The 26,549-nt window shown below is 54.5% G+C and carries 21 protein-coding genes; 9 read left to right on the forward strand and 12 right to left on the reverse strand.

Features of this window, described 5'->3' with window-relative positions; translation table 11 throughout:
• Nucleotides 1-336: 336 nt before the first annotated feature.
• On the reverse strand, nucleotides 337-1,260 hold the full coding sequence (locus M2418_RS15290; RefSeq protein ID WP_250983496.1) for a DMT family transporter: 924 nt from the start codon (nucleotides 1,258-1,260) through the stop codon (nucleotides 337-339).
• A 166-nt stretch (nucleotides 1,261-1,426) separates the two neighbouring features.
• Nucleotides 1,427-2,308, reverse strand: coding sequence for a LysR family transcriptional regulator (locus tag M2418_RS15295; RefSeq protein ID WP_250983495.1), 882 nt, complete (start codon nucleotides 2,306-2,308; stop codon nucleotides 1,427-1,429).
• Nucleotides 2,309-2,414: 106 nt separating this feature from the next.
• Here M2418_RS15295 and M2418_RS15300 point away from each other — a divergent pair, with 106 nt between their 5' ends.
• The 3 genes from M2418_RS15300 to M2418_RS15310 all read left to right on the forward strand — a co-directional run bounded on the left by M2418_RS15300 (nucleotide 2,415) and on the right by M2418_RS15310 (nucleotide 6,931).
• A complete protein-coding gene (locus M2418_RS15300) occupies nucleotides 2,415-3,911 on the forward strand; it encodes a CoA-acylating methylmalonate-semialdehyde dehydrogenase (RefSeq protein ID WP_250983494.1) in 1,497 nt (498 codons plus the stop codon).
• A 355-nt stretch (nucleotides 3,912-4,266) separates the two neighbouring features.
• Nucleotides 4,267-5,625 (forward strand): glutamine synthetase family protein, encoded by a 1,359-nt coding sequence (locus tag M2418_RS15305; RefSeq protein WP_192486891.1) that lies wholly within the window; start codon nucleotides 4,267-4,269, stop codon nucleotides 5,623-5,625.
• A 7-nt stretch (nucleotides 5,626-5,632) separates the two neighbouring features.
• On the forward strand, nucleotides 5,633-6,931 hold the full coding sequence (locus tag M2418_RS15310; RefSeq protein WP_405049443.1) for an NAD(P)/FAD-dependent oxidoreductase: 1,299 nt from the start codon (nucleotides 5,633-5,635) through the stop codon (nucleotides 6,929-6,931).
• Between the two features lie 96 nt (nucleotides 6,932-7,027).
• Here the strand turns inward: M2418_RS15310 and M2418_RS15315 are convergent, their stop codons facing one another.
• Complete coding sequence (locus tag M2418_RS15315) at nucleotides 7,028-7,531, reverse strand: gluconokinase (protein WP_259147666.1); 504 nt, start codon at nucleotides 7,529-7,531, stop codon at nucleotides 7,028-7,030.
• A 239-nt stretch (nucleotides 7,532-7,770) separates the two neighbouring features.
• On the opposite strand from M2418_RS15315, the gene M2418_RS15320 reads away from it, so the two are divergent.
• On the forward strand, nucleotides 7,771-9,033 hold the full coding sequence (locus tag M2418_RS15320) for a TadE/TadG family type IV pilus assembly protein (protein ID WP_259148024.1): 1,263 nt from the start codon (nucleotides 7,771-7,773) through the stop codon (nucleotides 9,031-9,033).
• 90 nt (nucleotides 9,034-9,123) lie between these two features.
• Here M2418_RS15320 and M2418_RS15325 read toward each other — a convergent pair whose 3' ends face one another.
• On the reverse strand, nucleotides 9,124-10,176 hold the full coding sequence (locus M2418_RS15325; RefSeq protein ID WP_259147668.1) for an AbrB family transcriptional regulator: 1,053 nt from the start codon (nucleotides 10,174-10,176) through the stop codon (nucleotides 9,124-9,126).
• A 155-nt stretch (nucleotides 10,177-10,331) separates the two neighbouring features.
• Nucleotides 10,332-10,829 carry an iron-responsive transcriptional regulator RirA gene (gene rirA, locus M2418_RS15330; protein ID WP_259147670.1) on the reverse strand — a complete coding sequence of 166 codons (498 nt, stop codon included), beginning with the start codon at nucleotides 10,827-10,829 and terminating at the stop codon, nucleotides 10,332-10,334.
• Between the two features lie 159 nt (nucleotides 10,830-10,988).
• On the opposite strand from rirA, the gene M2418_RS15335 reads away from it, so the two are divergent.
• Nucleotides 10,989-12,053: a Fe(3+) ABC transporter substrate-binding protein gene (locus tag M2418_RS15335; protein WP_405049444.1), complete on the forward strand. Its 1,065-nt coding sequence runs from the start codon at nucleotides 10,989-10,991 to the stop codon at nucleotides 12,051-12,053.
• Nucleotides 12,054-12,086: 33 nt separating this feature from the next.
• Here M2418_RS15335 and M2418_RS15340 read toward each other — a convergent pair whose 3' ends face one another.
• The 7 genes from M2418_RS15340 to M2418_RS15370 form a co-directional block, all read right to left on the reverse strand.
• Nucleotides 12,087-13,145, reverse strand: a complete 1,059-nt coding sequence (locus M2418_RS15340; protein WP_259147672.1) for a M48 family metallopeptidase — start codon at nucleotides 13,143-13,145, stop codon at nucleotides 12,087-12,089.
• The gene (locus M2418_RS15345; RefSeq protein ID WP_192486886.1) at nucleotides 13,135-14,202 is read right to left on the reverse strand and encodes a YjgN family protein; all 1,068 of its coding nucleotides are present in this window, start codon (nucleotides 14,200-14,202) and stop codon (nucleotides 13,135-13,137) included. The genes M2418_RS15340 and M2418_RS15345 overlap by 11 nt, the downstream gene beginning before the upstream one ends.
• 359 nt (nucleotides 14,203-14,561) lie before the next feature.
• Complete coding sequence (locus M2418_RS15350) at nucleotides 14,562-15,809, reverse strand: FAD-binding oxidoreductase (protein ID WP_259147675.1); 1,248 nt, start codon at nucleotides 15,807-15,809, stop codon at nucleotides 14,562-14,564.
• Between the two features lie 146 nt (nucleotides 15,810-15,955).
• Nucleotides 15,956-17,584, reverse strand: coding sequence for an ABC transporter ATP-binding protein (locus M2418_RS15355; RefSeq protein WP_405049445.1), 1,629 nt, complete (start codon nucleotides 17,582-17,584; stop codon nucleotides 15,956-15,958).
• Between the two features lie 29 nt (nucleotides 17,585-17,613).
• Nucleotides 17,614-18,759, reverse strand: a complete 1,146-nt coding sequence (locus tag M2418_RS15360) for an ABC transporter permease (protein WP_192486884.1) — start codon at nucleotides 18,757-18,759, stop codon at nucleotides 17,614-17,616.
• Complete coding sequence (locus M2418_RS15365; protein ID WP_250983483.1) at nucleotides 18,759-19,853, reverse strand: microcin C ABC transporter permease YejB; 1,095 nt, start codon at nucleotides 19,851-19,853, stop codon at nucleotides 18,759-18,761. Before M2418_RS15365 ends, M2418_RS15360 begins: the two co-directional genes overlap by 1 nt.
• A 145-nt stretch (nucleotides 19,854-19,998) precedes the next feature.
• On the reverse strand, nucleotides 19,999-21,843 hold the full coding sequence (locus tag M2418_RS15370) for an extracellular solute-binding protein (protein WP_259148025.1): 1,845 nt from the start codon (nucleotides 21,841-21,843) through the stop codon (nucleotides 19,999-20,001).
• A gap of 203 nt (nucleotides 21,844-22,046) precedes the next feature.
• Here M2418_RS15370 and mepA point away from each other — a divergent pair, with 203 nt between their 5' ends.
• From mepA to M2418_RS15390, 4 genes are all read left to right on the forward strand, one after another.
• Nucleotides 22,047-23,099 (forward strand): penicillin-insensitive murein endopeptidase, encoded by a 1,053-nt coding sequence (mepA, locus tag M2418_RS15375; RefSeq protein WP_405049434.1) that lies wholly within the window; start codon nucleotides 22,047-22,049, stop codon nucleotides 23,097-23,099.
• A 95-nt stretch (nucleotides 23,100-23,194) separates the two neighbouring features.
• Nucleotides 23,195-23,572, forward strand: coding sequence for a methylglyoxal synthase (locus tag M2418_RS15380; protein WP_259147678.1), 378 nt, complete (start codon nucleotides 23,195-23,197; stop codon nucleotides 23,570-23,572).
• A 52-nt stretch (nucleotides 23,573-23,624) separates the two neighbouring features.
• Nucleotides 23,625-24,647 (forward strand): glucokinase, encoded by a 1,023-nt coding sequence (locus M2418_RS15385; RefSeq protein WP_259147679.1) that lies wholly within the window; start codon nucleotides 23,625-23,627, stop codon nucleotides 24,645-24,647.
• 125 nt (nucleotides 24,648-24,772) lie between these two features.
• On the forward strand, nucleotides 24,773-26,545 hold the full coding sequence (locus tag M2418_RS15390) for an ABC transporter ATP-binding protein (RefSeq protein WP_405049435.1): 1,773 nt from the start codon (nucleotides 24,773-24,775) through the stop codon (nucleotides 26,543-26,545).
• Nucleotides 26,546-26,549 lie beyond the last annotated feature (4 nt).

The following is a 26,549-nucleotide window of genomic DNA, read 5'->3' on the forward strand; positions in this document are numbered from 1 at the left end:
CGTGCGCAGCAAAAAACGCCATGCCACAAATGGCACGCGCAGTAAGCGTGGTTGTTGTCTTCATGGGATAAAATCCGCCGGCTGCTTTGCAGGCGGTACCGACATCGCGAGAGCGCCGTAAAACTCTCGCCAGAGGGGCCCGGCACCATTGTTCCTCTTGCCCGATCATAAATTTGTGATGCGAGCCTCTATGTACTCTGCCAAGTTTGGGATTTCGTCAAGTCCCCAGAGCGGGCGGCATATCATCAAAAACGGGAAACAAACCGTTTTCCGATCTATTTCCCGTCAAAATTTGTCCGGCATTTCCCGTTTTACGGGTGTGGCTGCCAAATATCCTCACACGAGGTCGTTTGGAAATTCGGCAATTGCCTTTTTGCGCTTCAGTGCATTTTCGCGGAAGAAGATGTAGAGGCCCGATACCACGATCAGTGCTGCCCCAATAACAATCGACATTTGCGGAATGTCATTGAAGAAAAGCCAACCAAAGAACACTGCCCAGAGCAACAACGTGTATTGCAGCGGTGCAACGGCTGCGGCATCGGCCAGTTTAAGGGCGCGGTTGACGAGCACATGCGCGCCCATGGCGACAATGCCCAGCAGACACAACAACGACATATCGAAGGTGGATTCAAGCGGCACCCACCCATCCGAAGACACCAGCAGTGCTACGGCACCAGCAAGCAGCGCTCCGACGATCTGCCAAAAAGCCAAAGTGGTATCGGCGGTGTTTCGCAGCTGTCGTCCAGAAATCATCATGAAGGCGAAGGCTGCACTGCCAATAATCGACAAAAACGCAGCCGGCGTCAGGCTTGCAGAGCTTGGCTTGAGGGCAATGATCACACCGACAAAACCGATGGCGATGGCAGTCCAACGGCGCCAGCCGACCTTCTCGCCAAGAATGAATGGAGACAGCGCCGCAACATAGATCGGAGCTGCCAGCCAATAGGTCATCACGTCAGCCAGAGGCAGCGAAATGACGGCGTAATAAAAACAGAAAATTTCGATCGTAGAAAAACAGACACGCGCAAACTGCAGGCCGCGTCGCTCGATGTTCACCAGACCGCTGACGCCGACCTTCCAGAGAATAGGCAATAGTATGACGATTGCAGCAACGCTACGGATAAGGATGACCTGACCGAGAGAATAGGTGGAAACCAGCCATTTCCCCATCGCGTCATTCAGCGCAAACATCAGCATTCCCAGCAACATTACGCATACGCCAAGGCTGGATGGAGACAAACGTTGGAAAAATGCGGTCATATCAGGGTCTTTTCATGCAGGAATGGTGTTTTTCTGCCCTACAAGTCTCTTTCCCTGTCGGTTGTGTCAAGGCAGTGATGATTGCCATTCGCAACAAAAGTAATATTTTTTATTTTCCGACCCGTTGAATGCTAACGGACACTGATTTACTGGCAAAATGTCTGGATCAGGTGAAGTTTCTTTTCTCCTGGGCAATCAGTTCCTGCAAAAACTGCACAACAGTGCGCACACGAACCAGTTCACGTGCCGATTCATGATAGGTTGTCCAGTAGGATCGCAAAATGCTGTGCTGCGGAAACAGTCGGACAAGTTCCGGATATTGCCGCGCTATATAATCATGTAGAATGCCAATGCCGGCACCCGAGCGTACCGCTTCCGTCTGGCCAATGGCACTGGAGATTTCAAAGGCCGCATCCCAGTCGCGCATGATCTCGCCAGTATAATTGAGCGATGGCGCGAAGATCAGATCTTCCACGTAACCAATGCGGGTATGGTCTTTGAGCGCCTCCAGCTGCGGAGGCGTGCCTTTCGTCTCCAGATAGCTGCGCGAGGCATAAAGGCCGAGTGAATAATCCGTCAGCTTGGCGGACACCAGTCGTCCCTGCTCCGGTCGTTCAATGGTGATGGCAATGTCCGCCTCACGTTGTGACAGCGAAAACGAGCGTGGAACCGGTACAAGCTGTACCCGAAGGGCTGGATAACGGGCGATCAGGGGCCCAAGCCTTGGGGCAAGGAAAGCGACGCCGAAACCGTCAGGTGCACCGATACGCACCGTGCCTGCCACCGCTGCATCCACCCGGCCAAGATCTGCCTGGGCGTTCATCATTTCCACTTCCATGCGTTCGGCAGAAACCAGAAAGCGGGCACCCTGCTCCGTCAGTTCGCAGCCATTGGTGCTGCGCAGGAACAGCTGGCTACCGAGCGAAGTTTCCAACGCAGATACCCTACGGCTCAGCGTTGCGTGGTTGACACCCAACCGTTTCGCGGCGGCCAGAAACTGCCCGGAACGGGCCACACTCAGGAAACAGCGCACATCATCCCAATTCATCTGTCAGCCCTTATGTCGAAATTTGCACAACAGATGATTATTCGAGGCCATTGATTTGTGCAATTCAAAGCGTAATGCTGACGCCAATTCAATTTGGAGGATCATCATGAAGGAAATCGGTCATTTCATTGGCGGCAAACATGTTGCTGGCACCAGTGGACGCACATCTGATGTTTTCAACCCGGCAACCGGTGAAATTCAGGCAACCGTGGCACTGGCCAGCGAAGCTGAAATCCGTGCGGCTGTTGAGAACGCCAAGCAGGCACAGCCAAAGTGGGCCGCGACCAACCCGCAGCGCCGCGCCCGCGTATTCTTCAAGTTCGTTGAGCTTCTCAACACCCACCTGGACGAACTTGCCGTTCTGCTTTCCAGCGAACACGGCAAGACGGTCGATGATTCCAAGGGCGATATTATCCGCGGTCTTGAAGTCTGCGAATTCGTATGCGGCATTCCGCATCTGTCCAAGGGTGAGTTCACAGAAGGTGCCGGCCCTGCCATCGACATGTATTCCATCCGCCAGCCTGTTGGCGTTGGTGCCGGTATCACACCGTTCAACTTCCCGGGCATGATCCCGATGTGGATGTTTGCACCGGCTATTGCTTGCGGTAACGCCTTTATCCTCAAGCCATCTGAGCGCGATCCATCCCTGCCGATCCGCCTTGCAGAACTGATGATCGAAGCTGGTCTGCCGGCAGGCATCCTCAATGTCGTCAATGGCGACAAGGGCGCCGTCGATGCCATTCTGACCGACCCGGATATTGGTGCAGTATCCTTCGTCGGCTCCACGCCGATTGCCCGTTACGTGTATGGTACGGCTGCCATGAACGGCAAGCGCGCCCAGTGCTTCGGTGGTGCGAAGAACCATATGATCATCATGCCGGACGCCGATCTCGATCAGGCCGTCAACGCGCTGATGGGTGCAGGTTACGGCTCTGCTGGCGAACGTTGCATGGCGGTGTCCGTTGCCGTTCCGGTTGGTGAAGAGACAGCAAACCGTCTGGTCGAAAAGCTGATCCCGCAAATCGAAGCCCTGAAGATCGGTCCTTACACCGATGACAAGGCCGACATGGGCCCGCTGGTCACCAAGGAAGCGCAGGCACGCGTCAAGGGTCTCATCGACAGCGGCGTTGAGCAGGGCGCAAACCTCTTGGTCGACGGCCGTAACTTCAAGCTTCAGGGTTATGAAGACGGTTATTTCGTCGGCGGCTGCCTGTTCGACAACGTCACGACCGACATGGATATCTACAAGCAGGAAATTTTCGGACCAGTTCTGTCGGTTGTCCGCGCCAAGAACTACGAAGAAGCCATCGATCTGCCGATGAAGCATGAATATGGCAATGGCGTTGCTATCTTCACCCGCGATGGTGATGCGGCTCGTGACTTTGCATCGCGTATCAACATTGGCATGATTGGCGTCAACGTACCAATCCCGGTTCCGCTGGCTTACCACTCGTTCGGCGGCTGGAAGGCTTCAAGCTTCGGTGACCTCAACCAGCACGGTACAGACTCCATCAAGTTCTGGACCAAAACCAAGACCATCACCGCACGCTGGCCATCAGGCATCAAGTCTGGCGCCGAGTTCGTCATGCCGACAATGAAGTGATGCCTGATGGATCTTTCACTGTGCGTCCTCGCAGCTCTCTATTTGCTGCGTGATGCGAACCATATCCCCTGACCGCGCGCCCGTAGCATATCAACTGCTACGGGCGTTGTTTTTTGCAGCTGCGATTGCACAGATCGTGATCTCTCGCTCTCGTAATGCGCTTTATGGCTGGCCTTCTGCACGCAGTGCACGTAACATACTCTCAATCAAGAAAGGTTGGGCCTAACCGGACCGGCCGATAATGGGGTGTTTGCGGGTTATGGTGGCGCGTTTTCTGATCTACCAGCAAAGAGATGTTTTTCGTTAGCGACAAGCGGACATGTCGCATGAACGGAAACAGACCTTTGGTGCCTGAATGGATAATATTGAATACGCAAAGACCTTTTTTAACGAAAATCCCGACATTGAAATTCTAGAAGCCTTTGTCATCGACGTGAACGGTGTTCCGCGTGGCAAATGGATTCCGCGCGAACGCGCACTGGATATTCTGGAAAAAGGAATGGCCGTGCCGCGCTCCGTTTATGCCCTCGATATCTGGGGCCGGGACGTCAACGCCGCCGGGCTTGCTGAAGGAACGGGTGATCCCGACGGGATTTGTTACGCCGTCCCGGAATCACTTTCGCGCGTGACATGGCTTGGGCGTCCGACCGCGCAGGTTCTACTGGCGATGAAAAATGCCGATGGAAATGGCTTTTTCGCCGATCCACGCCACGTGCTGGCGCAGGTGCTGGACCGCTACAAAAAGCTGGGTCTAACACCTGTTGTCGCAACGGAACTTGAGTTTTACCTGATCGACCCTGTGCGCTCTGCCCTTGACCCTGTCCGTCCACCGAAAAGCCGCGAAGGCCGCTGGCATACCGGCCAGACCCAGGTGCTTTCGATTTCGGAATTACAGGATTTCGAAAACGTCTTCCACGAAGTGGCAACGGCATGTCGCGAACAGAAAGTGGCGGCCGATACGACATTGCGTGAAAATGGCCCCGGCCAATATGAGATCAACCTCAACCATGTCCCGGATGCTCTACGGGCTGCAGATTTTGCGGTGTTCCTGAAGCGTATCGTCAAGGGCGTTGCGCGCAAGCATGATCTTGATGCCACCTTCATGGCCAAACCCTATGGCACACAGGCTGGCAACGGCATGCATGTGCATTTTTCCGTGCTGGATCAAAACGGCAACAACATCTTCATCGGGCCTGATGGTCCATCCGATGCACTGATGCATTCGGTTGGAGGACTTCTGGAAAACATGGGAGAAAGCATGGCGGTGTTTGCACCACACGCCAACTCCTACCGCCGCCTGCGCCCCAGCGAACACGCACCAACCTATGCCTCATGGGGTTTCGACAACCGCTCTGCTGCCGTGCGGGTGATTACTGCCAGCCGACCTGCCACGCGTATTGAGCACCGTGTCGCTGGGGCTGATACCAACCCCTATCTGGTGCTGGCAATGATCCTCAATGCAGCGTTGACCGGCATGAAGGAAAAGCGTCAGCCCGGCGGCGCTATTGCTGGCGACAGCCACGCAATCAACCACGAACCATTGCCGACGAACTGGGACTATGCGTTGCAGCGCTTTGCACGATCCAGCTTTGCCTACGCGACCTTTGGACAAAGATATCGCACGCTATATTCCGCCTGCAAACAACAGGAGCTTTCCGAGTTTTCGCTCCGCGTAACCGACGTCGAATATGACGCATATATCAGGACGGTGTGACATGAGCATGGTTTCTTCTGCGAGCACAAACCCCGGCCACACATCTTCCTGGTATGCGGCTTCCGCCAATGACAAACATGTCCGCCCTGCCCTTCAAGGCGATGTTGAAGCTGATATCTGCGTGATCGGTGCCGGCTTTACCGGAACGTCGGCTGCCCTTGAATTGAGTGAACGCGGTTACTCCGTTGTCGTGCTTGAGGCCGAGCGAATTGGCTTTGGCGCATCCGGTCGCAATGGTGGCCAGATCGTCAACGGCTACAGCCGCGACCTGCAAACCATTGCGGGGCGTTACGGAAAAGACAAGGCGCTAAAACTGGCAGCCATGTCGCTGGAAGGCGGAGAGATTATCCGCAGCCGTGTCGCGAAATATTCAATCGGCTGCGATCTGGTTCATGGCGGGTTCTTCGCCGCCTTTACCGATAAACAAATCCGCGAAATGGAGGCGCACAAGGCGCATTGGGAAAAACACGGGCACACCGGCCTCGAAATGGTTTCAAAGGCAGAAGTGTCGAAATACGTCAAGACCGATCGTTATGCCGGGGGCATGATCGATAAACTCGGTGGACATATTCATCCGCTTAACCTGGTGCTGGGCGAAGCCGCCGCGGTCGAAAGTCTCGGTGGACGTATTTACGAAAACTCACGCGTCACTGCGGTTGAATTCGGTGCAAATCCAATTGTGCGGACGGCAACCGGCAAGGTCACTGCAAAATATGTGCTGGTCTGCGGCAACGCCTATCTCGGTAAATTGCTGCCGCAAATTGGCGACAGGATGATGCCGGTGTCGAGCCAAGTCATGGCGACGGAACCGCTGGACGCCGATCTGATCGAGCAGCTTTTGCCTGCCAATTACTGTGTCGAAGACGCCAATTACATTCTTGATTATTACCGCCGCACCTCCGACAACCGGCTGCTGTATGGCGGTGGTATCGGCTATGGCGGGTCAGACCCTGCAGATTTGACCGGCGTTATCCGCCCCAATATGTTGAAGACATTTCCGCAACTGGAAAAAACAAAAATCGAGTTTGCGTGGAGTGGTAATTTTGCGCTGACTTTGACGCGTATTCCGCACATGGGCAAACTGGCCGAGAATGTCTACTTCTCGCATGGTGACAGTGGCCATGGGGTGACGACAACCCATCTTCTCGGCAAGATTCTCGGTGAAGCAGTGGCCGGTCACGCCGAACGTTTCGACGTGTGGTCATCCCTGCCAAACCTGCCATTCCCCGGAGGCAAGACATTCCGCGTGCCACTGACGGTCCTTGGCGCATGGTGGTACGGCCTGCGCGACCGTTTGGGCCTGTAAATTAGCCCATAAAAAGCGCGTCCTGTTTGCAAGGGCGCGCTTTTCTCATGTCAGGGAATTGAAAGCCACACCGGACAATGGCCGGGTCGCAAGGCTTTAAGCCTGCTTCAGCCCTTCAAGGGCATTTTCAACAATCACCTCAGGGCTATGGCTGATATCGACGGTCACCACACCCGGTTCACCGGTCGGGTCTTCCAAGGTTGCCAACTGGCTGGTGAGCAATGACAGTGGCATGAAGTGGCCGGTGCGCGCGCCCATGCGCTCGGTCAGCAGCTCAAGCGATCCATTCAGAAACACAAATGCCAGATCACCGTCGCAGGCGTTGCGCAGGCGCTCGCGGTAGGTTTTTTTCAGCGACGAGCACGAAATGACGATGCCGCCTTTGGCAATGCCTTTGCGCAGCTCCTCTCCAATCAAATCCAGCCACGGCCAACGATCGTCGTCGTTTAGCGGAATGCCTGCTGCCATTTTCTCAACATTCGACTGAGGATGAAGGCGATCGCCTTCCTGAAACTCAATGCCAAGCTTTGCAGCGATTGCTTCACCGACCGTGGATTTGCCGCAGCCGCTGACGCCCATGACGACGATTGCTTTTCTCATAACGCACCTGAATGGGAGGAAGGAAAAATTTCAATTTCGCCTAACACGTTCATAAATGATCGCAAACCCAAAAAAAGTCATCGCAGCAATCATATTACCGCACGCATTAATTGCTAAAAATGCAATCATCGCGTTTACCGTTTGTTGGCCTACACTCTTTTCAAAATATTAAAGCGTTGAAAATACAACAATTTTATAAGCGAATGATTTGTCTCGATATGAAACGACGGTTGAACATGATGTCCGGACTTGAAACAAAAATATTTAAAACAAAGCAGATTTTACGTGGCTTGACTTCAGACCGCTCCGGAAATTTTGGTATTATGGCCGCCGTGATGGCACCTGTCCTACTGGTTGCAGCTGGTGGTGCCGTTGATATGTCGCATGCTTTTGCAAAAAAGCAGGAATTGCAGGAAAAAATGGATGCGGCCGTTCTGGCTGCCGTTTTGAAATCTGACGCGAAAAGCCAGCGCCAGGAAGTGGAAAACTTCATGGGCGCGTTTCTGCCGGAAGACACGAAAGACGGCCAGCCGGTTGAAATGAGTTCCGCGGCGGTGCTGACGGTCAGCAACAATCCCGATGGCAGCGTAACCGGCACATTCGCAGATAAATTCAAACCATCCTTCCTGGGTCTAGCTGGACTGAATGAACTGAACATTTCAGTCTCGTCCACCGCGATTGCCGACAAGGCAGACACAGGCGGCCCGTGCATTTACGTGATGGGTAAGCAGAGCCAGGCTGTACTCATCAATTCCGGAGCCAATGTCAAAGCCACCAAATGTGGTGTCGATGTCCACTCCACCAGCAACCCCGCCTTTATCATGAATAGCGGCTCCACCATCAATACGATGCGGTTCTGCGTGAAGGGCACAAATTACATCAAGAATGGCGGCACGCTGACCAATCTTGAAGTGGGTTGCGCCGCAGCTGACAATCCCTATGCTGGAAAGTTGAGCGAGCCGACCGTTTCCTCCATTTGCACAACAAGCGGCACGCGCGACGGTCAGACGCAGGTGATGAAGCCGGGCGTTCACTGTGCAACGACATTTAACGGTAGCCCGAAAATTACATTTGAGCCGGGACTGCATATTATCAAGGGACGTATGATCATCAACAGCGGCGCGACCGTTGTGGCAGAAGGCGTGACCTTCTACTTCCCCGACGTTAACAGCGAAATTCGCGCCAATGGTGGACTAACCTTTACGGCAACCGCACCAACAAGCGGTACCTACAAGGGCATTCTGATGTTTGAAAACACCAGCAATGCCTCCAACAGCAACAACAAGCAGCAATATATCTTTAACGGCTCCAAGGGTGAGCAGCTGGAGGGCATCATCCATCTGCCGAACCGTGACGTGGTCTATAACTCGACCACCAATCAGTCCAACAAGATATCCATGGTGGTCAATTCGATGATCATCAACTCCGCCAACTGGCAGCTGGAGCCCTACGGCTCTGCCGGTTCCAGCGGCACAGTAGGCTCTGTACGACTGGTTCGCTAACGCCAATAGTCTGACAGTTTGATCCCCGGTCCAGTGCCAGGGATTTTCGTTTGCGACCAACGGGGTAGCCGGTCGCGACGTCGCGGCCTGTTACTTGTCAGCATCCTTGTCTTCCAATCCGGACGTTCTTTTCAGAACAGCCGGCATGAGGAATGACAAAAACAGCAGACGCAAAATATGGTGCGAGCCAACATAGGTGGCATCGGCATGCATCATGATGGCCATGGCTGCCATGGTTTCCAGTCCACCCGGCGCAAAGGCAATCATCACGGCATTCAGGGGCACGCCAGTGAGGTTGGAAATGGTGAGTGCGATGGCACCGGCAATGCCCACCACAACGATGGTCAAAACTCCACCGGCGATAAAGGCGCGTTTCAGTTCGCCAATCGAAACATTGTAAAACCGTAGACCGATCAGACAGCCGATCAGAATGTAGGTCGGCTGGATGGCCCATGGCGGCACAGCACCTGCGGTAAAGCCGGTAATATGGGTAGCAACGGAAACGACCATGCCACCCAAAAGCAGAGCAGCAGGAAAACGCCAGCGGATAAACAGCATGCCGAGCAGCAGTGCGCAGGCAAATGTCACGACAAGCACAACCGGGTTCATGGCGGCGGCCGGTGCGGAAATATCGGTACTGACGAGATCGAAATATTCAACGATCAGAGGAACGGACAGCGTCAAAGCAAGGACGCGCACACTTTGAATGATGCTGATGCTGGCTAGGTCGCTGCGCGTTTCAGCACTCAGGCTGATGATGTAGCTGAGGTGGCCGGGCGATGCGGCAAGCATGGCGGTGGTACGGTCATAACGGAACACGTAATGCAGCAGCCAGTATCCGCAATACAGTAGCAGGACAACGGTAACGACGACCGCGACGAAACTCAAAGGCCAGGATTTCGCGGCGTGGAATATTTCAGGCGTGACGCTGGTGCCCATGGAAATGCCAACGAGCACAAAGCAGGCATCACGGACGCGTTTGGGAATGTCTAGTTTGAGGCCGAAAAGTCCGCACATTGTAACGGCAAGTGCGGGGCCAGAAAGAAATGGTGCAGGAATACCTGCAATGGCTGCAAGTGCGGCCCCGGTAGTACCAACGACAACCGTCAGCAGCAGGGTGAGGATCTCTGGTTTGGTAATCACGGCAGGAAAACAATCGGTATGTGGCGATGCAAGAAAGGCGGATATTCTGATATCAGCCTAACGACTATGTCGGAAGATGCGAAGCAGGTTTTGCTTTTCGCCAATAAAAAACCCGCACAAAGTGCGGGTTTTTGAAAATCTCTGTCTACGAATTATCAGGCTGCAGGCACGACAGGCGCAGAGGCCGTTGTCTTTGGCGCAGGACGCCTGGCTGGCATGTCATCAAGACCGAGCAGGAAGCCAATCTGTGGACGGGCCTTGACCAGATCATCAATGGAATACTCTGCCAGCACATCAAAGAAGGCATTCAGAGCCTTACGCAGCGCTGAGTTGAGGCCGCAGCTGTCAACAAGTGGACACTCGACAGCACCATCTTCAAAGCACTCTGCCATGGCAAAGCTATCTTCGGTGACGCGGACAACGTCAAACAGGCTGATCTTGTCAGCTGGTTTGCCAAGACGCACACCACCGTTACGACCACGAACCGTCTCAACCAGACCTGCCTTGTTCAGTGGCTGGAGGATTTTGAACAGGAACAATTCGGATACGCCATAAGCCTTGGCGATTTCCGGGATACGGCTGAGATTGCCGTCATTCGCTGCGCAATACATCAACATGCGAACGGCGTAATTGGTCTGTTTTGTCAAGCGCATGCTGATCTCCTAACTCTCTTTTTGGAGTTATATAGTCTGTATTTCAGTTTAGAACAATTCCAAGATTGGAAAAAATTCCATTTAATTTCAGAATTGCTGAAATAGCCGTGTTGACCATTCCCTTGAATCATGAACAAACAACTCAACAATGGCAATGTAATGGAGGCTAGGCCAATGGCAAGCGTGAAACCTCGCGTTTTTTGGGCTGCGTTAACAGGATGCTTATTTTGCTCCGGTGTTTCCACAGCTTTCGCCGACGGTGAAGTCAATGTTTACTCCTACCGCCAACCGGAACTCATTCAGCCGCTGCTGGACGCCTTTACCAAAGAAACCGGCATCGAGACCAATGTGCTGTTTCTGGACAAAGGGCTTGTCGAGCGCATTCAGGCCGAGGGCGTCAATTCGCCTGCCGATATTCTGCTGACGGTTGATATTGCACGTTTGGTCGAGGCCAAGGAGGGCGGCGTTACGCAGCCTGTGCTGAATGATCCCGTCATTGAAAAGGACATTCCTGCAAATCTGCGCGACCCGGAGGGCGAGTGGTTCGGCCTGACGACACGTGGCCGTGTCGTTTACGCTTCCAGGGACCGCGTGACACAAAAGGACATCACCTACGAGGAACTGTCAGACCCCAAGTGGAAAGGCCGCATCTGCATTCGTGATGGTCAGCACTCGTATAATATTGCGCTGTTTGCCTCGATGATTGCCCATCACGGTGTTGACTATACCCGCGAATGGCTGACCGGTCTGAAAAACAATCTGGCCCGCAAGCCTGACGGTACTGATCGCACCCAGGCGAAATCGATCTTTTCCGGCGAGTGCGATATCGCGCTTGGCAACACCTATTACGTTGGCCTGATGCTGACCAATGACAAGGAGCCGGAAGAAAAAGAATGGGCCGGTGCTGTACGGGTCATCTTCCCGAATGCTGCCGATCGCGGCACACACGTCAATATCTCGGGCGTGGCCATGACCAAATATGCTCCGAACCGCGACAATGCGCTGAAGCTGATGGAGTTCCTGGCCTCTGGTGAGGCGCAGGAAATCTACGCAAAGGAAGTGTTTGAATATCCGGTTCTGCCGGGTGCGCAGCCTTCCGACGTGGTCAAAGGTTTTGGCCCGATAAAGCCGGACCCACTGTCCCTGACCGAGATTGCCGCGCACAGAAAAGAAGCTTCGGAACTGGTGGACGAAGTCGGCTTCAACGAAGGCCCGTCGAACTGACAGGAAGCCTTGAGGCACCGCGCCTCAAGGCATTCAGCGGTTCTGTAATTCCTTATCGTAATTGATGATTGCCTCACGCCGTTCCGGTGTACCGGGATGGGTTGAGAGCATGCTTGTCTTGTCGTGATCACCGAACTCTTTTTCCATCAGCGCAAAGAACCGTTCAATCGCCGTGGCATCGAGGCCAGCAGCCCGCATCAATTCCACCGAGCGCCTGTCGGCTTCGGCTTCTGCATCACGTGAATGCGACAGGGCCAGAAGACCACCGCCCTGCGTCAGAATATCTTCCATGGCAGAACCAACGTCACCCGCCACCAGCATGACCAGACCGGCCAAACCGGCTGCGCGGTAAAGCTGGCGCAGACTGTGTTCATATTCGACATGGCCAATCTCGTGGGCCAGAACACCGGTGATCATCTGCAGATCGTCGCCCGCCAGAGAAACCAGCTCATCCGTGACCACAAGTGTACCATCCGGCAACGCAAAGGCATTGGGGCCAATGACCCCACCCTTGCGGAAGTTCAGCTTGTAATCCTCAGGCGACCCTTCTGCATGCGCGGCGATCTTGGCAAAGTCCTGCCGGATTTCATCCTGTTTTTCGTTGGTCAGTTCACTCGGCGAAAAAGCCGTACGATCCAGTGCTGCCATGGTGCTGGAAGACATCAACTCCGGCACCATGGGCGGGGTGACGGCAACGGCAAGCTCCACCATGGCGGGCAGTGCCAGCCGATAGGTAGCGTAAGCAAGGAAAACTGCCGCAACTGTAATACCGATCAGCCGGGGCCGAAACTGTTCCAGCCAATGGACAACGCCGACACCCTTTTTACGGTGATAACGCAGCAATGTGTCGATGCCATCATTATCAGGTGTTTCAAACAGCGAGCCATCAGGAAAGGTGATTTCCCTGGGAATGGAGCCGACGCGCTGGCTGACCTCGACCAGTTCGATATCAGCCTGCACATAAACCCTGTTGTCGTTGGCACCATAAACCAGCAGCATATGGCCACTGAGTTTGAGTTGTGCGGGGTTTGAAAGGTTCGAGCGAGCGGCATGCCACTCGCCCGAAACCATGTTCCTGATATCAGAAACCAAACTCGAAGCCTTCCATGTCCATATATTCGGCGCTGACCGCAGCGCCCGTTGCTTCGATGGACGATAGAACTTCACCTACATCGCCGTCAAAACGAATTGCCGTGTGTTCGACGCTGTAACGTGCTTCGCGCACCGCCGCCCAAGGGCGCATCAGACCAAATGTCATCACACTGACGACGAGGTTTGAAATAACGATCCACAAATAACGGCCACGGCCCAGGTCACTAGCGAGCTGGTGTTTTCCGTCCAGCACCATAGACGATACGACTACATTGCGGACACCAACGCGGTAAACGATGCCGGCAAGACCGTAGACCAGAAACGCACCGAATATCGTGCTGTAAAGGCTAGCGGCAAACCTGACTTGAGAACTCTCGCCTTCAAGAGACGAAAGAGTTGCAAGAAATACTGCTGAAAGCGCGCTAAACAGAATGCCGCCCAGCACGACCATAACAGCCGGGATGAACCATGCATTATAAAGCTTACCAATCGTCGGGTCAGCCGTGAGTGGACGGTCGCCATAACGCAGGTTGCCGAAAACATATTTGGTGGCCCAACGGCTGCTGAAAGGCGCCAGGATACCGAAAGACAGGAATGCAACCATGCTGCCGAGCATGATCGATACAAATGCGCCGCCTGCGGTGCCTACAAAGTCAAAGCGAACATTGCGATAGCTGGTGACACGTGCGTTAAACCGAATGCTGCGCATCATCAGCCACGGCAGGAAAATAAGGATAGCGATCGGTGAGAGGAGAGCAGCTGGCGGGATAATGAACGCCAGGACGTTCATGACAATGATGAAACCAAAGGCAATCAGGCGGCCTTTGAAAATCTGTCCGCCGGTGGCGTGATACCCAAAGGCGCGGCCGTGAAGAACGGTGTTACCATTAAAGTACCGTTTGCGGCGCACCTTTGCCCAGGCGGAATAAATGCCGATTGTCACGATCGTCAGGAGAATGTTGACGATCCAGATGCCGAAATATTCCTTGGCGTTCCCAGTAAAGCTGCCGCGTTCAAAAGCAGCCTGTCTTCCGACAGGAACAAAAGCTTCATTCATAAATTTGTCCTCTCATCCTTGTCTACTCATGCATCGGGCCGGAGAACAAAATGCTTCCCGGCGAGCGCAATGCAAAGATCAATCACTCTGAGTGTCGCTGGATAACAGCCATAAGGCTGAACGACGCTGTCATGTGGTTGCCTGACATTTATCGGGCCGGTCCCCACCACCACACGCTTAAGGTTAGTAAAACCCAAGACGGTTGCATTACTTGAGTGCTTCTGTCTTGTTTTCTTGCTAAATGCAACAGCATTTTCTAAACGATCTTTTTTCAGGTGATCAAGTACAAGCTTAACGAAATCGACCAATCATTTGATTGAAAAATCAATTGATTGGTCAGATATTGATCCGCCCGATCTTCACGGGTTGAAGCGTTCCGGGCGGTAGGCATCGGCGGGAATGACTGTCGTTTCGCCATTCATCATCTCGGCCAGAATACGACCGGTAATTGGCCCAAGCGTCAATCCGTGGTGAGCATGTCCAAACGCAAACCACAGGCTTTTATGGCGCGGCGCTTGACCGATAATCGGCATCATGTCTGTGGTGCAGGGTCGCGCACCCATCCAAGGTTCGGCATCCAGCCTGTCACCAAGCGGCAGGATCGTCCGGGCAACCTTTTCGGCGCGGTCAAGCTGAACAGGCGTTTTCGGCGCATCGCGACGCGCAAACTCTGCGCCTGTTGTCATACGAATGCCCTTACTCATAGGCGCGAGGAAATATCCGCGTTCACCGTCCAGAAGCCAGTTGTTCAGCTTGGCGCCATCACGCAAATTATAATGCATGTGATAACCGCGTTTTACGCCAAGCGTGAAACGATAACCCAGCTTACGTGTGACCTCATCCGCCCATGGTCCAAGCGCCAAAACCACTTCGGCAGCTTCCACCGCTCCATCCAGCGTGCGCACTTTCCAGCCGGTTGCGGTTTGCGCAAGGGTGGTTGCATCTCCTTTTATGAACTTGCCGCCAAGGCTTTGGAACAGGGCCAGATAAGCCATCGTCAGGCCGCGGGGATCGAGAACCGACCACGGGTCTTCCCATTTCAACGCGCCGACAAAATCATGGCTGAGATGCGGTTCCGCCTGTTCCAGTTCCCCCTTGCTCAACCGGGTATAACGCACGCCATACTGCGCGGAAATGCGATCAGCCTCTGCATATTCGGCATCGCGCTTTTCAGGTGTTCGATACGCCTCCATCCAGCCATTCTTGGCGATCAGGTGCCCTGCGCCAGCCGCTTCAATCAATATCTGATGTTCGGAAATCGAATGTTCGATCAGCGGCGCATAGGCACGGGCGATCGCCTGATGACGCGATGCATTGGAGTTCCACCAGTATCTGGTCAGGAACGAGACCACCGATGGCAAAGCGGACAGGTGGTAATGTGCGTCGATACTATTGTTTAATGCGTAACGGAGGATTTTTCCCGGATCCTGCGGAAAACCGTATGGCACAACACCTTCACGCTGGATAAGCCCGGCATTGCCAAATGAGGTTTCTTCACCCGGTTCACGCCGGTCAACAAGAACGACACTCTTGCCCTTGCGTGCCAGTTGCAGCGCCGTGGAAACGCCGACGATACCGGCACCCAATACGATTACATCTGCTGTCATTCCACCAGTCCCATTACCCGCATCATCTTCCCCTGATGAGAGGAACATGCGGCGGCCACGAACTGAAAGCAATGGCAAAATCACGCCATAACGCGGGAATAACAACCGGCACCAGACAAGACCCGCACCGGGCCGGGACTTGGCAATTATTGATTGACGGCTGGTGTTTCCACGGCCTCAATATTAAAGGCCGCCGCCATCAGCGCCTTGGTATAATCCTGCTGCGGGGCGTTGAATATCTGGGTGGATGGACCTTTTTCCACCACCTTGCCCTGCCGCATGACGATGACCTCATTGGCCAGTGCCTTGACCACTTTCAGGTCGTGGCTGATGAACAGATATGCGAGATCATGTTTGGCCTGTAGATCACGCAGCAGGTCCACCACCTGCGCCTGCACGCTCATATCAAGCGCTGACGTCGGTTCATCCAGCATGACAAACCGAGGCTTTAGCACCATGGCGCGTGCAATGGCGATACGCTGCCGCTGCCCGCCGGAGAACTCGTGCGGGTAACGCCAGCGGGTTGCCGGATCAAGACCCACCTCTTCCAGCACTGATGCCACGCGCCGGTCACGCTCTTCCGACGACAGTGCCTTTTCATGCACTTTCAGGCCTTCAGCGACGATCTCACCCACCGACATGCGCGGGCTCAGCGATCCATAGGGATCCTGAAACACCACCTGCAAGCGGTTTCTGAGCGGTTTCATATCTTCGAAGGAATAACCCTCGATCTGGTTTCCGAGAAAACTGATCCGCCCTTGTGACCTTATCAAGCGCGCCAGCGCCAGGCCGAGCGTGGTCTTGCCAGAGCCGGATTCACCGACAACACCGAGTGTCTGCCCTGCCCGTAGCGTCAGATCGATACCATCGACGGCCTTGACGTGATCAACGACCCTGCGCATCAGGCCAGCCTTGATCGGGAACCAGACCTTGATGTCATCGCCCTGCATCACCACCGGTTTGCTGTCATCCGAATGGGGCGGCTCACCCTTCGGTTCGGCAGCTAGGAGATGGCGGGTATAGGCATGTTGCGGTGTGTTGAACACTTGCTCGACAGGACCTGTTTCAACGATCTTGCCCTTGGTCATCACGCAGACACGGTCGGCGAATTTGCGAACAATGCCAAGGTCGTGGGTAATGAACAGCATGGACATGCTGTGCTGTTCTTTCAGATTACGCAACAGTTCCAGAATTTGTGCCTGCACCGTCACATCGAGCGCTGTCGTCGGTTCGTCGGCAATCAGCAACTTTGGCCGGTTGGCTAGGGCCATGGCGATCATTACACGCTGACGTTGGCCGCCGGACAATTCGTGTGGGTAGGCTTTCAGGCGTTTCTCGGGATCACGAATACCCACCTGCAACAACAGTTCAAGGATGCGTGCACGCGCCTGCGTGCCTGTCATGGCCTGATGCAGTTCCAGAATTTCGCCAATCTGCCGCTCAATCGTGTGCAGTGGATTAAGCGAGGTCATCGGCTCCTGGAAAATCATGGTGATGTCGTTGCCGCGCACGGCACGCAATTCGCGCTCCGGCAGCTTCAGCATATCCTTTTCTTCAAACAGGATTTCACCGGAGGGATGGCTGGCGGCCGGATAGGGCAGCAGTTTCAAAATCGAGTTTGCGGTCACGGATTTTCCTGACCCGGATTCCCCGACAAGCGCCACCACTTCGCCCGGCATGATATCGAAGGACACGCCGTCGACAGCAATGCTTTGGCTGCCGCCCTGATGAAAGGCTACCGACAGGTTACGGACGGAAAGAATTGGTTTGGTCATTGTATCGGCCACTTTGTTCGACATCGCGCTCACCGGAATGTCTTGCGCGGATCAAAGGCGTCGCGCACGGCCTCGCCGACAAAGATCAGCAGTGAAAGCATGATGGACATGGTGAAGAATGCCGTCAGTCCAAGCCAGGGTGCCTGCAGATTGTTTTTACCCTGAGAGATCATTTCCCCCAATGAAGGCGAGCCCGGCGGCATGCCGAAACCAAGGAAATCCAGCGATGTGAGCGTGGTAATTGATCCCGACAGGATGAACGGCAGGAAGGTCAGTGTAGCCACCATGGCATTGGGCAACAGGTGGCGGAACATGATTGTCCAGTTGCCGACACCCAGTGCGCGCGCGGCATTGACATATTCAAAGTTTCTGGCGCGCAGGAATTCGGCACGCACAATGCCGACAAACCCAACCCATGAAAACAACAGCAGGATACCGAGCAGAATAAAGAAGCCGGGCGGCAAGATCGATGCGATGATGAGCAGGATGTAAAGCACCGGCATGGACGACCAAATTTCGATGAAACGTTGCATCAAAAGGTCAGTCCAGCCACCAAAATAACCCTGCACGGCACCGGCCGTCACACCGACGATAGCCGAGGCAATGGTCAGAGCCAGACCAAACAAAACCGAGATACGGAAGCCGTAAATCATACGTGAGGTCACGTCGCGTGCCTGATTATCGGTGCCCAGCCAGTTCATGTTGCCAAGCGTGCAGTCCGGATCCTTGTCACCCAGCGGATAGGCGCTGCAACGCTCCGCACTATCCAGCATCCAGAAAGGCGCCGTGGGTGCGGAACTTGGAATGTTGGAATTCACGGTCTGATAGGAATAGCGGATCGGTGGCCAGATGATCCACCCGTTGTTCTCAATTTCCTCGCGGATGAAGGATGACTTGTAATCCGTCTGTGCAAGAAAACCGCCGAACTTTTCTTCAGGATAGTCCACCAGAACCGGTACCAGCAATTCACCCTTATAGGAGGCGAGGATCGGTTTATCGTTGGCGATGAATTCGGCAAAAAGGCTGCCGATAAACAGAAACAGGAACAACCAGAACGACCAGTATCCGCGTCTGTTGGCTTTAAAATTCTGCCAACGGCGTTTGGTGGTGGGAGAGAACCAAGGCTTGTCCGGCTTTGCAGCTGTAGTTTCGATGCCCGAGGTGACGTCGGTCATTACACGTCCCTCCGTTCGAAATCGATCCGCGGATCAATCCATGTATAGAGGACGTCGGACACCAGCCCGACAACAAGCCCCATCAGAGAAAAGATGAACAGCGTTCCAAAGACGATCGGATAATCGCGCTCAATGACCGCGAGATAACCGAGACGGCCAAGACCATCCAGCGAGAAGATATTCTCGATCAATAGAGATCCGGTGAAGAAGGCTGAAATGAATGCGCCAGGAAAACCGGCAATCACGATCAGCATGGCGTTGCGGAACACATGGCCGTACAGGACCTTGCGTTCGGACAATCCCTTGGCCCTTGCCGTGACGACATATTGCTTCTTGATCTCGTCAATGAAGGAATTCTTCGTCAACAAGGTCGTTGTCGCAAAGGCCGACAGCGACAGCGCGATCAATGGCAGCGCCAGGTGCCAGAAATAGTCGATGATCTTTTCCCACCATGGAAGGGAATCAAAATTATCCGAGACCAAGCCGCGCAGCGGAAACCAGTCAAAGAACGAGCCACCGGCAAACAACACAATCAGCAGAATACCAAACAGAAAGCTTGGAACAGCGTAACCGATGATGATGATGCCCGACGTCCAGACGTCAAAGGTCGAACCATCCGATACCGCCTTTTTGATGCCGAGCGGAATGGAGATCATATAGGAAATGATCATTATCCAGATACCGAGCGAGATGGAGACGGGCATTTTTTCGATGATGAGATCCACCACCGAACGGCCCTTGAAGAAACTTTCGCCGAAATCGAAGCGGATATAATTCCACATCATATCAAGAAAGCGGGTCAAAGGCGGCTTGTCGAAACCGAACTGCTTTTCCAGCTTGGCGATCAGCTCTGGGTCGAGACCCTGAGCACCTCGATAGGTGGCGCCACCCTCATCAAACGCGCCAGCCTGCCCGAGCATGTTGCCACCACCGGAAAGCCTGTCCGCAGCACTGTCACCCGAACCGGAAAGCTGGGCAATAACCTGCTCCACCGGCCCGCCCGGGGCAAACTGGATGACGAGGAAGGAAATGCCCATGATGCCGACAATCGTCGGTATCATCAGGGCCAGACGCCGCAGAATATAAGCTCCCATCAGGTGCTCCGCTTCAGGGAGTTGGGTTCGGCTGTCATCGGCTGCGTCAAACCGTTTCCTTTCCGGAGTGCGGCAGATCCCGCACACTGTATGATTCGTAATTTGCTATGTGAATCAAGGCTTGGCTTATAAAGCAAGACCCGCATCATTTTCCGGCGCTGGCGGACCACCAGGCATTGGGGAAACCAAGCCCATATTCAGGCAACTCTTTCGGGTGAACCAGCGTGTTCCAATAGGCAATGGAACTGAAGCCGCGATAAAACTGCGGCACCACATAGGCGTTTGACAGCAGAACACGGTCCAGCGCACGGGCAGCGGCCACCTGTTCATCACGGTTTGGAGCAAAAATGACCTTTCGTACCAAGGCATCCACGGCAGGGTTCTTAATGCCGCCCACGTTCCCCGACCCCGGGCGGTCTGCTGCTGCCGATCCCCAGTAATCAGCCTGCTCATTGCCTGGGCTGGCCGAGGTTCCCCAAAGTTTGACAATCATGTCAAAATCGAAGCTGCGCACGCGGTTGGCGTATTGCGATGCATCTACCGTACGCAGCGTTGCGTTGACGCCGATCCTTTTCAGATTTTGGATGAACGGCGTGACCGTACGCTCCATGCCAACTGAATCGATCAGCAGTTCGATATCAAGCTGTTTGCCGGTTTGCGCATTGACCATCTTGTTGCCGCGCAATTCATAACCGGCCAGTTCCATCAGCTTCTTCGCCTCAAGAAGATTAGTCCGCTGTTTGCCGGGATCACCAGCAACAGGGTTTTGATATTCCGCGGTGAAAACCTCAGGTGGAACCTGATCCTTCAGCTCCGTCAGAATTTCCAACTCCCGGCCTGTCGGCAAACCGGAAGACGCCAGTTCGCTTCCCATGAAGAAACTGTTGATCCGCTGGAACTGACCGAATGCCAGCGTCTTGTTCAAATCCTCGAAATCGAAGGCGTAATTGAGTGCCTTTCGCATATTCGGGTTCTGGAATTTTTCCCGTCGCTGGTTCGGTACAAAGGCCTGCATGATGCCAGCAGCGCGATAGACATTCGGCAATTCTTCCTTTGTTATCCGCCCATCCTTGACGGCGGGAAAATCATACTGCTTGACCCAACGGCTGGAGGACTGCTCCTGGCGGAAATCAATCGTGCCGGATTTGAAGGCCTGAAATTCCACATCCTGGTCGGTAAAGAAGCTGTAGCTGATGGTCTTGAAGTTGTTTTGCCCAACATTGACGTTGAGGTCCCTGCCCCAATAATCGTCGCGCAATTCATAGGTCAACGTAGACCCTGACGAGACGGATGCGACCTTGTAGGGACCGGACCCCATAACCGGCTCCAGCGTCACGCGAGAAATATCGCGTTGCTTGCCATCCGGACCGGTGCCCTCCCACCAATGTTTGGGCACGATTGCCAATTGCCCGACAATCTGCGGTAATTCCTTGTTGTTTGCCTCATCGAAGGTGAAGGTTACTTCGCGTTCGCCTGTGACTTCAGCCTTGCTGACATGGGTGTAATAGTTCGCCTTACTGGTGCTGAGTTCCTTGGTTTTCTCAAAACTGAAAACGACATCTTCTGGCGTTACAGGCTGGCCATCCGCCCATTTTGCTTCTTTTCGCAGACGAAAAACTGCTTTCGAGATATCATCGGGGAAGCTCACAGCCTCCGCCAGCAGCCCGTAAGAGGCTGACAACTCCTCTTCGGAGCTTACCATCAACGTATCGTAAACGAGGCCCAAACCGTTGGCAGCCTCACCTTTGTCAAGCAACAGATTGAGCGTATCGAACGTGCCATTAGCTGACAAACGTAACGTGCCACCTTTGGGTGCCTCGGGATTGACATAAGCAAAACGTTCGAACCCCTCGGGATATTTGAGTTCGCCGATCGCGGAAACACCGCTGCGCCACTTGTCGGCATCCTGCGCCGAGGCTGAAAAAGGTGTCGACAACACCGATAATGCGCTCAAGGTGATGAGGCAGGGTTTCAGCCTGTTAAATAGCATGCAGTCCATCTCCGTTTTGTCATCGCGTGCCAGAAGCATAAGCGAAAGTGCGGCAAAATATAGAGGCGGGTGGCTCACAACCTTATTATCCAGATCGGTCTCCAGAGGCGTCAGAACCATTGTTTCACCAAAATGATGTTTCAGCTTGATGCGCTTTTCAGTTAGACTTGTGGGCAAATCACTTTCACATGCGGCAGACGAGAATGAAAACGACACTTGATGGCATCTGGCGTACCGGCGTTGTCGCGCTGGCGGTCCTCTCATCCAACATTGGCATGGGCGGCACTGCCTACGCTTTAGATGACAAACCTGCCAAGGAATTGTTTGGTGCAGCGCTCCTGCCCAATGCCAACGCCTCGTCGCCTTATGGATCTTATGCCAAGGGTTGCCAGTCGGGTGCCGTTGCCCTGCCCAAGGATGGGCCGGGCTGGCAGGCCATGCGTCCGTCGCGCAATCGCAACTGGGGTCAGCCGCAGTTGATTGCACTGCTGGAGCAGTTTTCACAGGATGCGCAGAACATCGGCTGGCCGGGATTGCTGGTTGGCGATATTTCGCAGCCACGTGGCGGCCCGATGTTGTCTGGTCACGCATCGCACCAGATCGGCCTTGATGCCGACATCTGGTTTACACCGATGCCAAACCGCGTGATGACACCGCAGGAGCGTGACAACCTGCCGTTCACCTCGATGCTGGACAAGAACAAGTTCCTGACCGTCAATCCGCATCGCTGGACCTCTACCCACGCACGTCTTGTGATGCAGGCTGCCAGCTATCCGCAGGTAGACCGGGTTTTCGTAAACCCTGCCATCAAAAAGAAGCTTTGTGAAACATGGTCGGGTGACCGCTCCGACATGGGCAAGATCAGACCGATTTATGGTCATGACGAACATTTCCATATTCGTATCAAGTGCCCAGCCGGTGCTGCCGGTTGCAAACCGCAGGCGGCTGTTCCAGCCGGCGACGGTTGCGACAAGTCACTCGCCTGGTGGTTCACCAAAGAACCATGGGCTCCGCCGAAAAAAGACCCGAATGCAAAACCGGTCAAACCGCGTCCAGTGATGCTGTCGGATTTGCCAAAGGCCTGTTCTTCGGTCTTGGCGGCTCCATCCGTTGCGTCGGTCAATTCTGCACTGCCAAGCGCCTATTCCGCGCCATCACAGCCTTCTTCCCAGATCGAGGCGATTATTTCGCAAGATGCCGTAGGCGGCAGTGCGCCTGCCGGTGTCCCGATACCACTTGCCCGTCCAGTGAATTGAATTCTACGGATCGGGCAAACCCGGCTTTTCAAATGGCAACAAGCTGTTATAGAAGAAATCAAATCGATTGAATTCATGACATGAAAGTTGATGGCATGGCATCCGAACAGTGCATCGCCCTGATTGCCCACGATCAGAAAAAGGACGACATGGCGGATTTTGCCCGCCAGCACAGCGCGTCTCTGGCCAAATGGCGCATTGTCGCCACCGGTACCACCGGCGGCCGCGTGCAGGATGCCTGCCCTGACCTCGACGTCACGCGTCTGAAGAGCGGTCCCCTTGGCGGCGACCAACAGATCGGCGCGATGATTGCGCAAGGTGAAGTGCATATGCTGATTTTCTTTGTCGATCCACTGACATCAATGCCTCATGATGTCGATGTAAAAGCGTTGACGCGACTTGCAACCGTCTACGACATTCCCATGGCGCTCAATCGGGCGACTGCGGAAAAACTGGTCGATTTCCAGCTTTAATTAAATTCGTTTCCGGTCACGCCCTGTTTCAAATTCCACGGTGAGAGCATCCATGTCAAAAAATATCGAAAAAGATCATCTCCCGTTTCCTATTCTGATCGGTGATATTGGCGGCACCAATGCCCGTTTTTCCATCCTCCTGGATGCCTTTGCAGAACCTCGGCAGTTCGTCAGCGTCAAGACCGCCGACTTCGCCACCATTGATGACGCAATCCAGACATCGATCCTCGACAAGACCTCAGTGCAGCCGCGTTCGGCCATTCTGGCTGTCGCCGGCCCTATTGAAAGCGATGAGATACCGCTGACAAATTGCGACTGGGTGGTGCGCCCTCAGCAGATGCTGGAAAAGCTTGGCCTTGAAGACATCATTGTCATCAATGACTTTGAAGCGCAGGCGCTGGCGATTTCGGCGCTCGATAATGAAAACCGCGACCTTATCGGCCCTGACAACAAGGACATGATCGCCTCGCGTGTTGTGCTTGGCCCTGGCACCGGGCTCGGCGTTGCCGGCCTCGTCCATGCCCGCAACATGTGGTTCCCCGTTCCCGGTGAAGGCGGCCATGTCGATATCGGCCCAAGAAGCGAACGTGATTTCCAGATTTTCCCGCATCTCGAGCCTATCGAGGGCCGTATTTCTGGCGAACAGATCCTGTGCGGCCGCGGGCTGGTTTACCTTTATAACGCGGTTTGCGCTGCTGATGGCGTCAAGCCCGCCTTTAAGGACCCGGCTGACATCACCTCGCATGGCCTGGCTGGTGACGACACACAGGCTGCCGAAACATTGACCCTCTTCAGCACCTATCTCGGGCGTCTGGCAGGAGACCTTGCGCTGATATTCATGGCGCGCGGTGGCGTTTATCTGGCGGGTGGCATTTCCCAGAAAATCATCCCGGCCCTTAAACAGGGAGAATTCCGCGCAGCCTTTGAAGACAAGGCTCCACACAACGCCCTGCTCTCGACCATCCCTACCTATGTGGTGACGCATTCGCAGGCGGCACTCGCGGGGCTTGCAACCTTTGCCCGTTCGCCTGAAAACTATGGCCTTACGCTTGAAGGACGGCGCTGGGTGGTGTGACTGCGCATTAACTTGTCTATGGCCAAAAGCGCCTCGACTGGTTATAGAACCGCCTCAAAAGCGGGAGGCCGCACACTAACAGGGCAGATCAGCGTTTGAACTCTACCGTACGCACAAAAAAGCCGATGGATTCCGAAAAGGTTTCGGGAATCCTGAAACGCATTATTGCTGAAAATGGCCGTGCGCATTTGCGCAATTACATTCTTGCCATTTCCTGCTTGTTGGTGGTTGCAGCAACGACGGCTTTTACGGCCTGGATCATGGAATCGGTGATCAACGAAGCCTTCGCCAACAAGCGTGCCGACCTCGTCATCATCATATGCTCCAGCATTTTCGCGGCGTTCGTGCTGCGCGGTTTTGCGACCTATGGCCAGTCAGTGCTACTGTCAAAGATCGGCAACAACATTGTCGCCGGATATCAGAAGCGTATCTATTCGCATCTGATGACGCTTTCAGTCGGTTTTTTCAACGAAGCCCGTTCGGCGCATCTTGCCGCACAGATCACCCAGAATGTCAGCGGCGTACGTGATGTTCTCAACCTGACGGTCACCTCGATTGCCCGTGACCTGCTGACGCTAATCGCGCTGATCGGCGTCATGGTGTCTAAGGATGCCCTGCTTTCGCTGGTCATTCTGGTGGTTGCACCACCGCTGCTGATTGGTCTTCGCTACATTTCTAAACGCCTGCGCAGTGCCACGCGTGACGCCATCGTGCTCAACAGCCGCGTTCTGGGCGCGACGCAGGAAACCATTCAGGGCATGGCCATCGTCAAAGCCTTCACGATGGAAAAGCAGCTGGAAGAGAAGGTCAACGAGGTCATCAAATCGGCTGAAGGGCGCGCAAACCGTATTGCCCGGCTGACCGAACGGACTGCACCTCTGACCGAAACATTTGCCGGTCTCGCGATTTCGAGCGTGCTGGCCTATGCCGCCTTCCGGTCGATTTACGGCGGCGTTGCACCCGGTGCATTTTTCTCCTTCGTCACCGCGCTGCTGATGGCGTACGACCCAGCCCGCCGTCTGGCTCGCCTGCAGGTCCAGATGGAACAGGCAACTGTCAACGCCCGTATGATCTACGAGCTCTTGGATTTGCAGCCGCTGCAGCGGGACAAGCCGGATGCCGGTGAGCTGACGGTTGCCAATGCGACAATCGAGCTGCGCAACGTGTCCTTCGGTTACAACAACGAAAATTCCATTCTCCGTAACGTGTCCTTCGTGGCGGAAGGTGGGAAGACGACCGCGCTGGTTGGTCCTTCAGGCGCTGGCAAGTCGACCATCATCAGCCTCATCCCACGGTTTTACGACCCGCTGGAGGGTGAAATTCTGGTTGATGGGCAGAATATTGCCGATGTGAAAAAGGCATCGCTGCGCCACCACATCGCTTATGTTTCGCAGCAACCTTATCTGTTTGAAGGCACCATTCGCGACAATATCCGTTATGGCCGCCCCGATGCGACTGATGCCGAGATTGAAGATGCGGCAAGACAGGCCTATGCGCATGATTTCATCATGGCTCAGCCGATGGGGTATGACACACCGGTTGGTGAAAATGGCATGAGCCTTTCCGGCGGCCAGCGCCAGCGTCTGTCAATTGCCCGTGCGCTGGTTCGCAACGCGGCGATCCTGCTTCTCGATGAGGCGACCTCGGCGCTGGACACGGAATCGGAATCCTACGTGCAGAAAGCCTTGGAAACGACGATGAACGGACGCACCGTCATCGTGATTGCCCACCGACTTTCCACCGTTGTCCGAGCCGACAAGATCGTTGTGATGCATGACGGCCAAGTGCTTGAGCAAGGCACGCATGAAGAGCTTGCGAAGCAGGAAAACGGGCTTTACGCTCACCTCAATAATCTTCAATCGACCGGCAGCGGTCTGAAGTCATCTGCAGAAGAGTGAACTG

The sequence above is a fragment of the Rhizobium sp. BIGb0125 genome (assembly GCF_024810055.1).
GTDB lineage: Bacteria > Pseudomonadota > Alphaproteobacteria > Rhizobiales > Rhizobiaceae > Agrobacterium.

Excerpts from the sequence above, each read along its gene's own strand:
- M2418_RS15290 (WP_250983496.1), bottom strand. The coding sequence starts at position 1,260 with ATGACCGCATTTTTCCAACGTTTGTCTCCATCCAGCCTTGGCGTATGC.
- M2418_RS15295 (WP_250983495.1), bottom strand. The coding sequence starts at position 2,308 with ATGAATTGGGATGATGTGCGCTGTTTCCTGAGTGTGGCCCGTTCCGGG.
- M2418_RS15300 (WP_250983494.1), top strand. The coding sequence starts at position 2,415 with ATGAAGGAAATCGGTCATTTCATTGGCGGCAAACATGTTGCTGGCACC.
- M2418_RS15305 (WP_192486891.1), top strand. The coding sequence starts at position 4,267 with ATGGATAATATTGAATACGCAAAGACCTTTTTTAACGAAAATCCCGAC.
- M2418_RS15310 (WP_405049443.1), top strand. The coding sequence starts at position 5,633 with ATGGTTTCTTCTGCGAGCACAAACCCCGGCCACACATCTTCCTGGTAT.
- M2418_RS15315 (WP_259147666.1), bottom strand. The coding sequence starts at position 7,531 with ATGAGAAAAGCAATCGTCGTCATGGGCGTCAGCGGCTGCGGCAAATCC.
- M2418_RS15320 (WP_259148024.1), top strand. The coding sequence starts at position 7,771 with ATGTCCGGACTTGAAACAAAAATATTTAAAACAAAGCAGATTTTACGT.
- rirA (WP_259147670.1), bottom strand. The coding sequence starts at position 10,829 with ATGCGCTTGACAAAACAGACCAATTACGCCGTTCGCATGTTGATGTAT.
- M2418_RS15335 (WP_405049444.1), top strand. The coding sequence starts at position 10,989 with ATGGAGGCTAGGCCAATGGCAAGCGTGAAACCTCGCGTTTTTTGGGCT.
- M2418_RS15345 (WP_192486886.1), bottom strand. The coding sequence starts at position 14,202 with ATGAATGAAGCTTTTGTTCCTGTCGGAAGACAGGCTGCTTTTGAACGC.
- M2418_RS15350 (WP_259147675.1), bottom strand. The coding sequence starts at position 15,809 with ATGACAGCAGATGTAATCGTATTGGGTGCCGGTATCGTCGGCGTTTCC.
- M2418_RS15355 (WP_405049445.1), bottom strand. The coding sequence starts at position 17,584 with ATGACCAAACCAATTCTTTCCGTCCGTAACCTGTCGGTAGCCTTTCAT.
- M2418_RS15360 (WP_192486884.1), bottom strand. The coding sequence starts at position 18,759 with ATGACCGACGTCACCTCGGGCATCGAAACTACAGCTGCAAAGCCGGAC.
- M2418_RS15365 (WP_250983483.1), bottom strand. The coding sequence starts at position 19,853 with ATGGGAGCTTATATTCTGCGGCGTCTGGCCCTGATGATACCGACGATT.
- M2418_RS15370 (WP_259148025.1), bottom strand. The coding sequence starts at position 21,843 with ATGCTATTTAACAGGCTGAAACCCTGCCTCATCACCTTGAGCGCATTA.
- mepA (WP_405049434.1), top strand. The coding sequence starts at position 22,047 with ATGAAAACGACACTTGATGGCATCTGGCGTACCGGCGTTGTCGCGCTG.
- M2418_RS15380 (WP_259147678.1), top strand. The coding sequence starts at position 23,195 with ATGGCATCCGAACAGTGCATCGCCCTGATTGCCCACGATCAGAAAAAG.
- M2418_RS15385 (WP_259147679.1), top strand. The coding sequence starts at position 23,625 with ATGTCAAAAAATATCGAAAAAGATCATCTCCCGTTTCCTATTCTGATC.
- M2418_RS15390 (WP_405049435.1), top strand. The coding sequence starts at position 24,773 with ATGGATTCCGAAAAGGTTTCGGGAATCCTGAAACGCATTATTGCTGAA.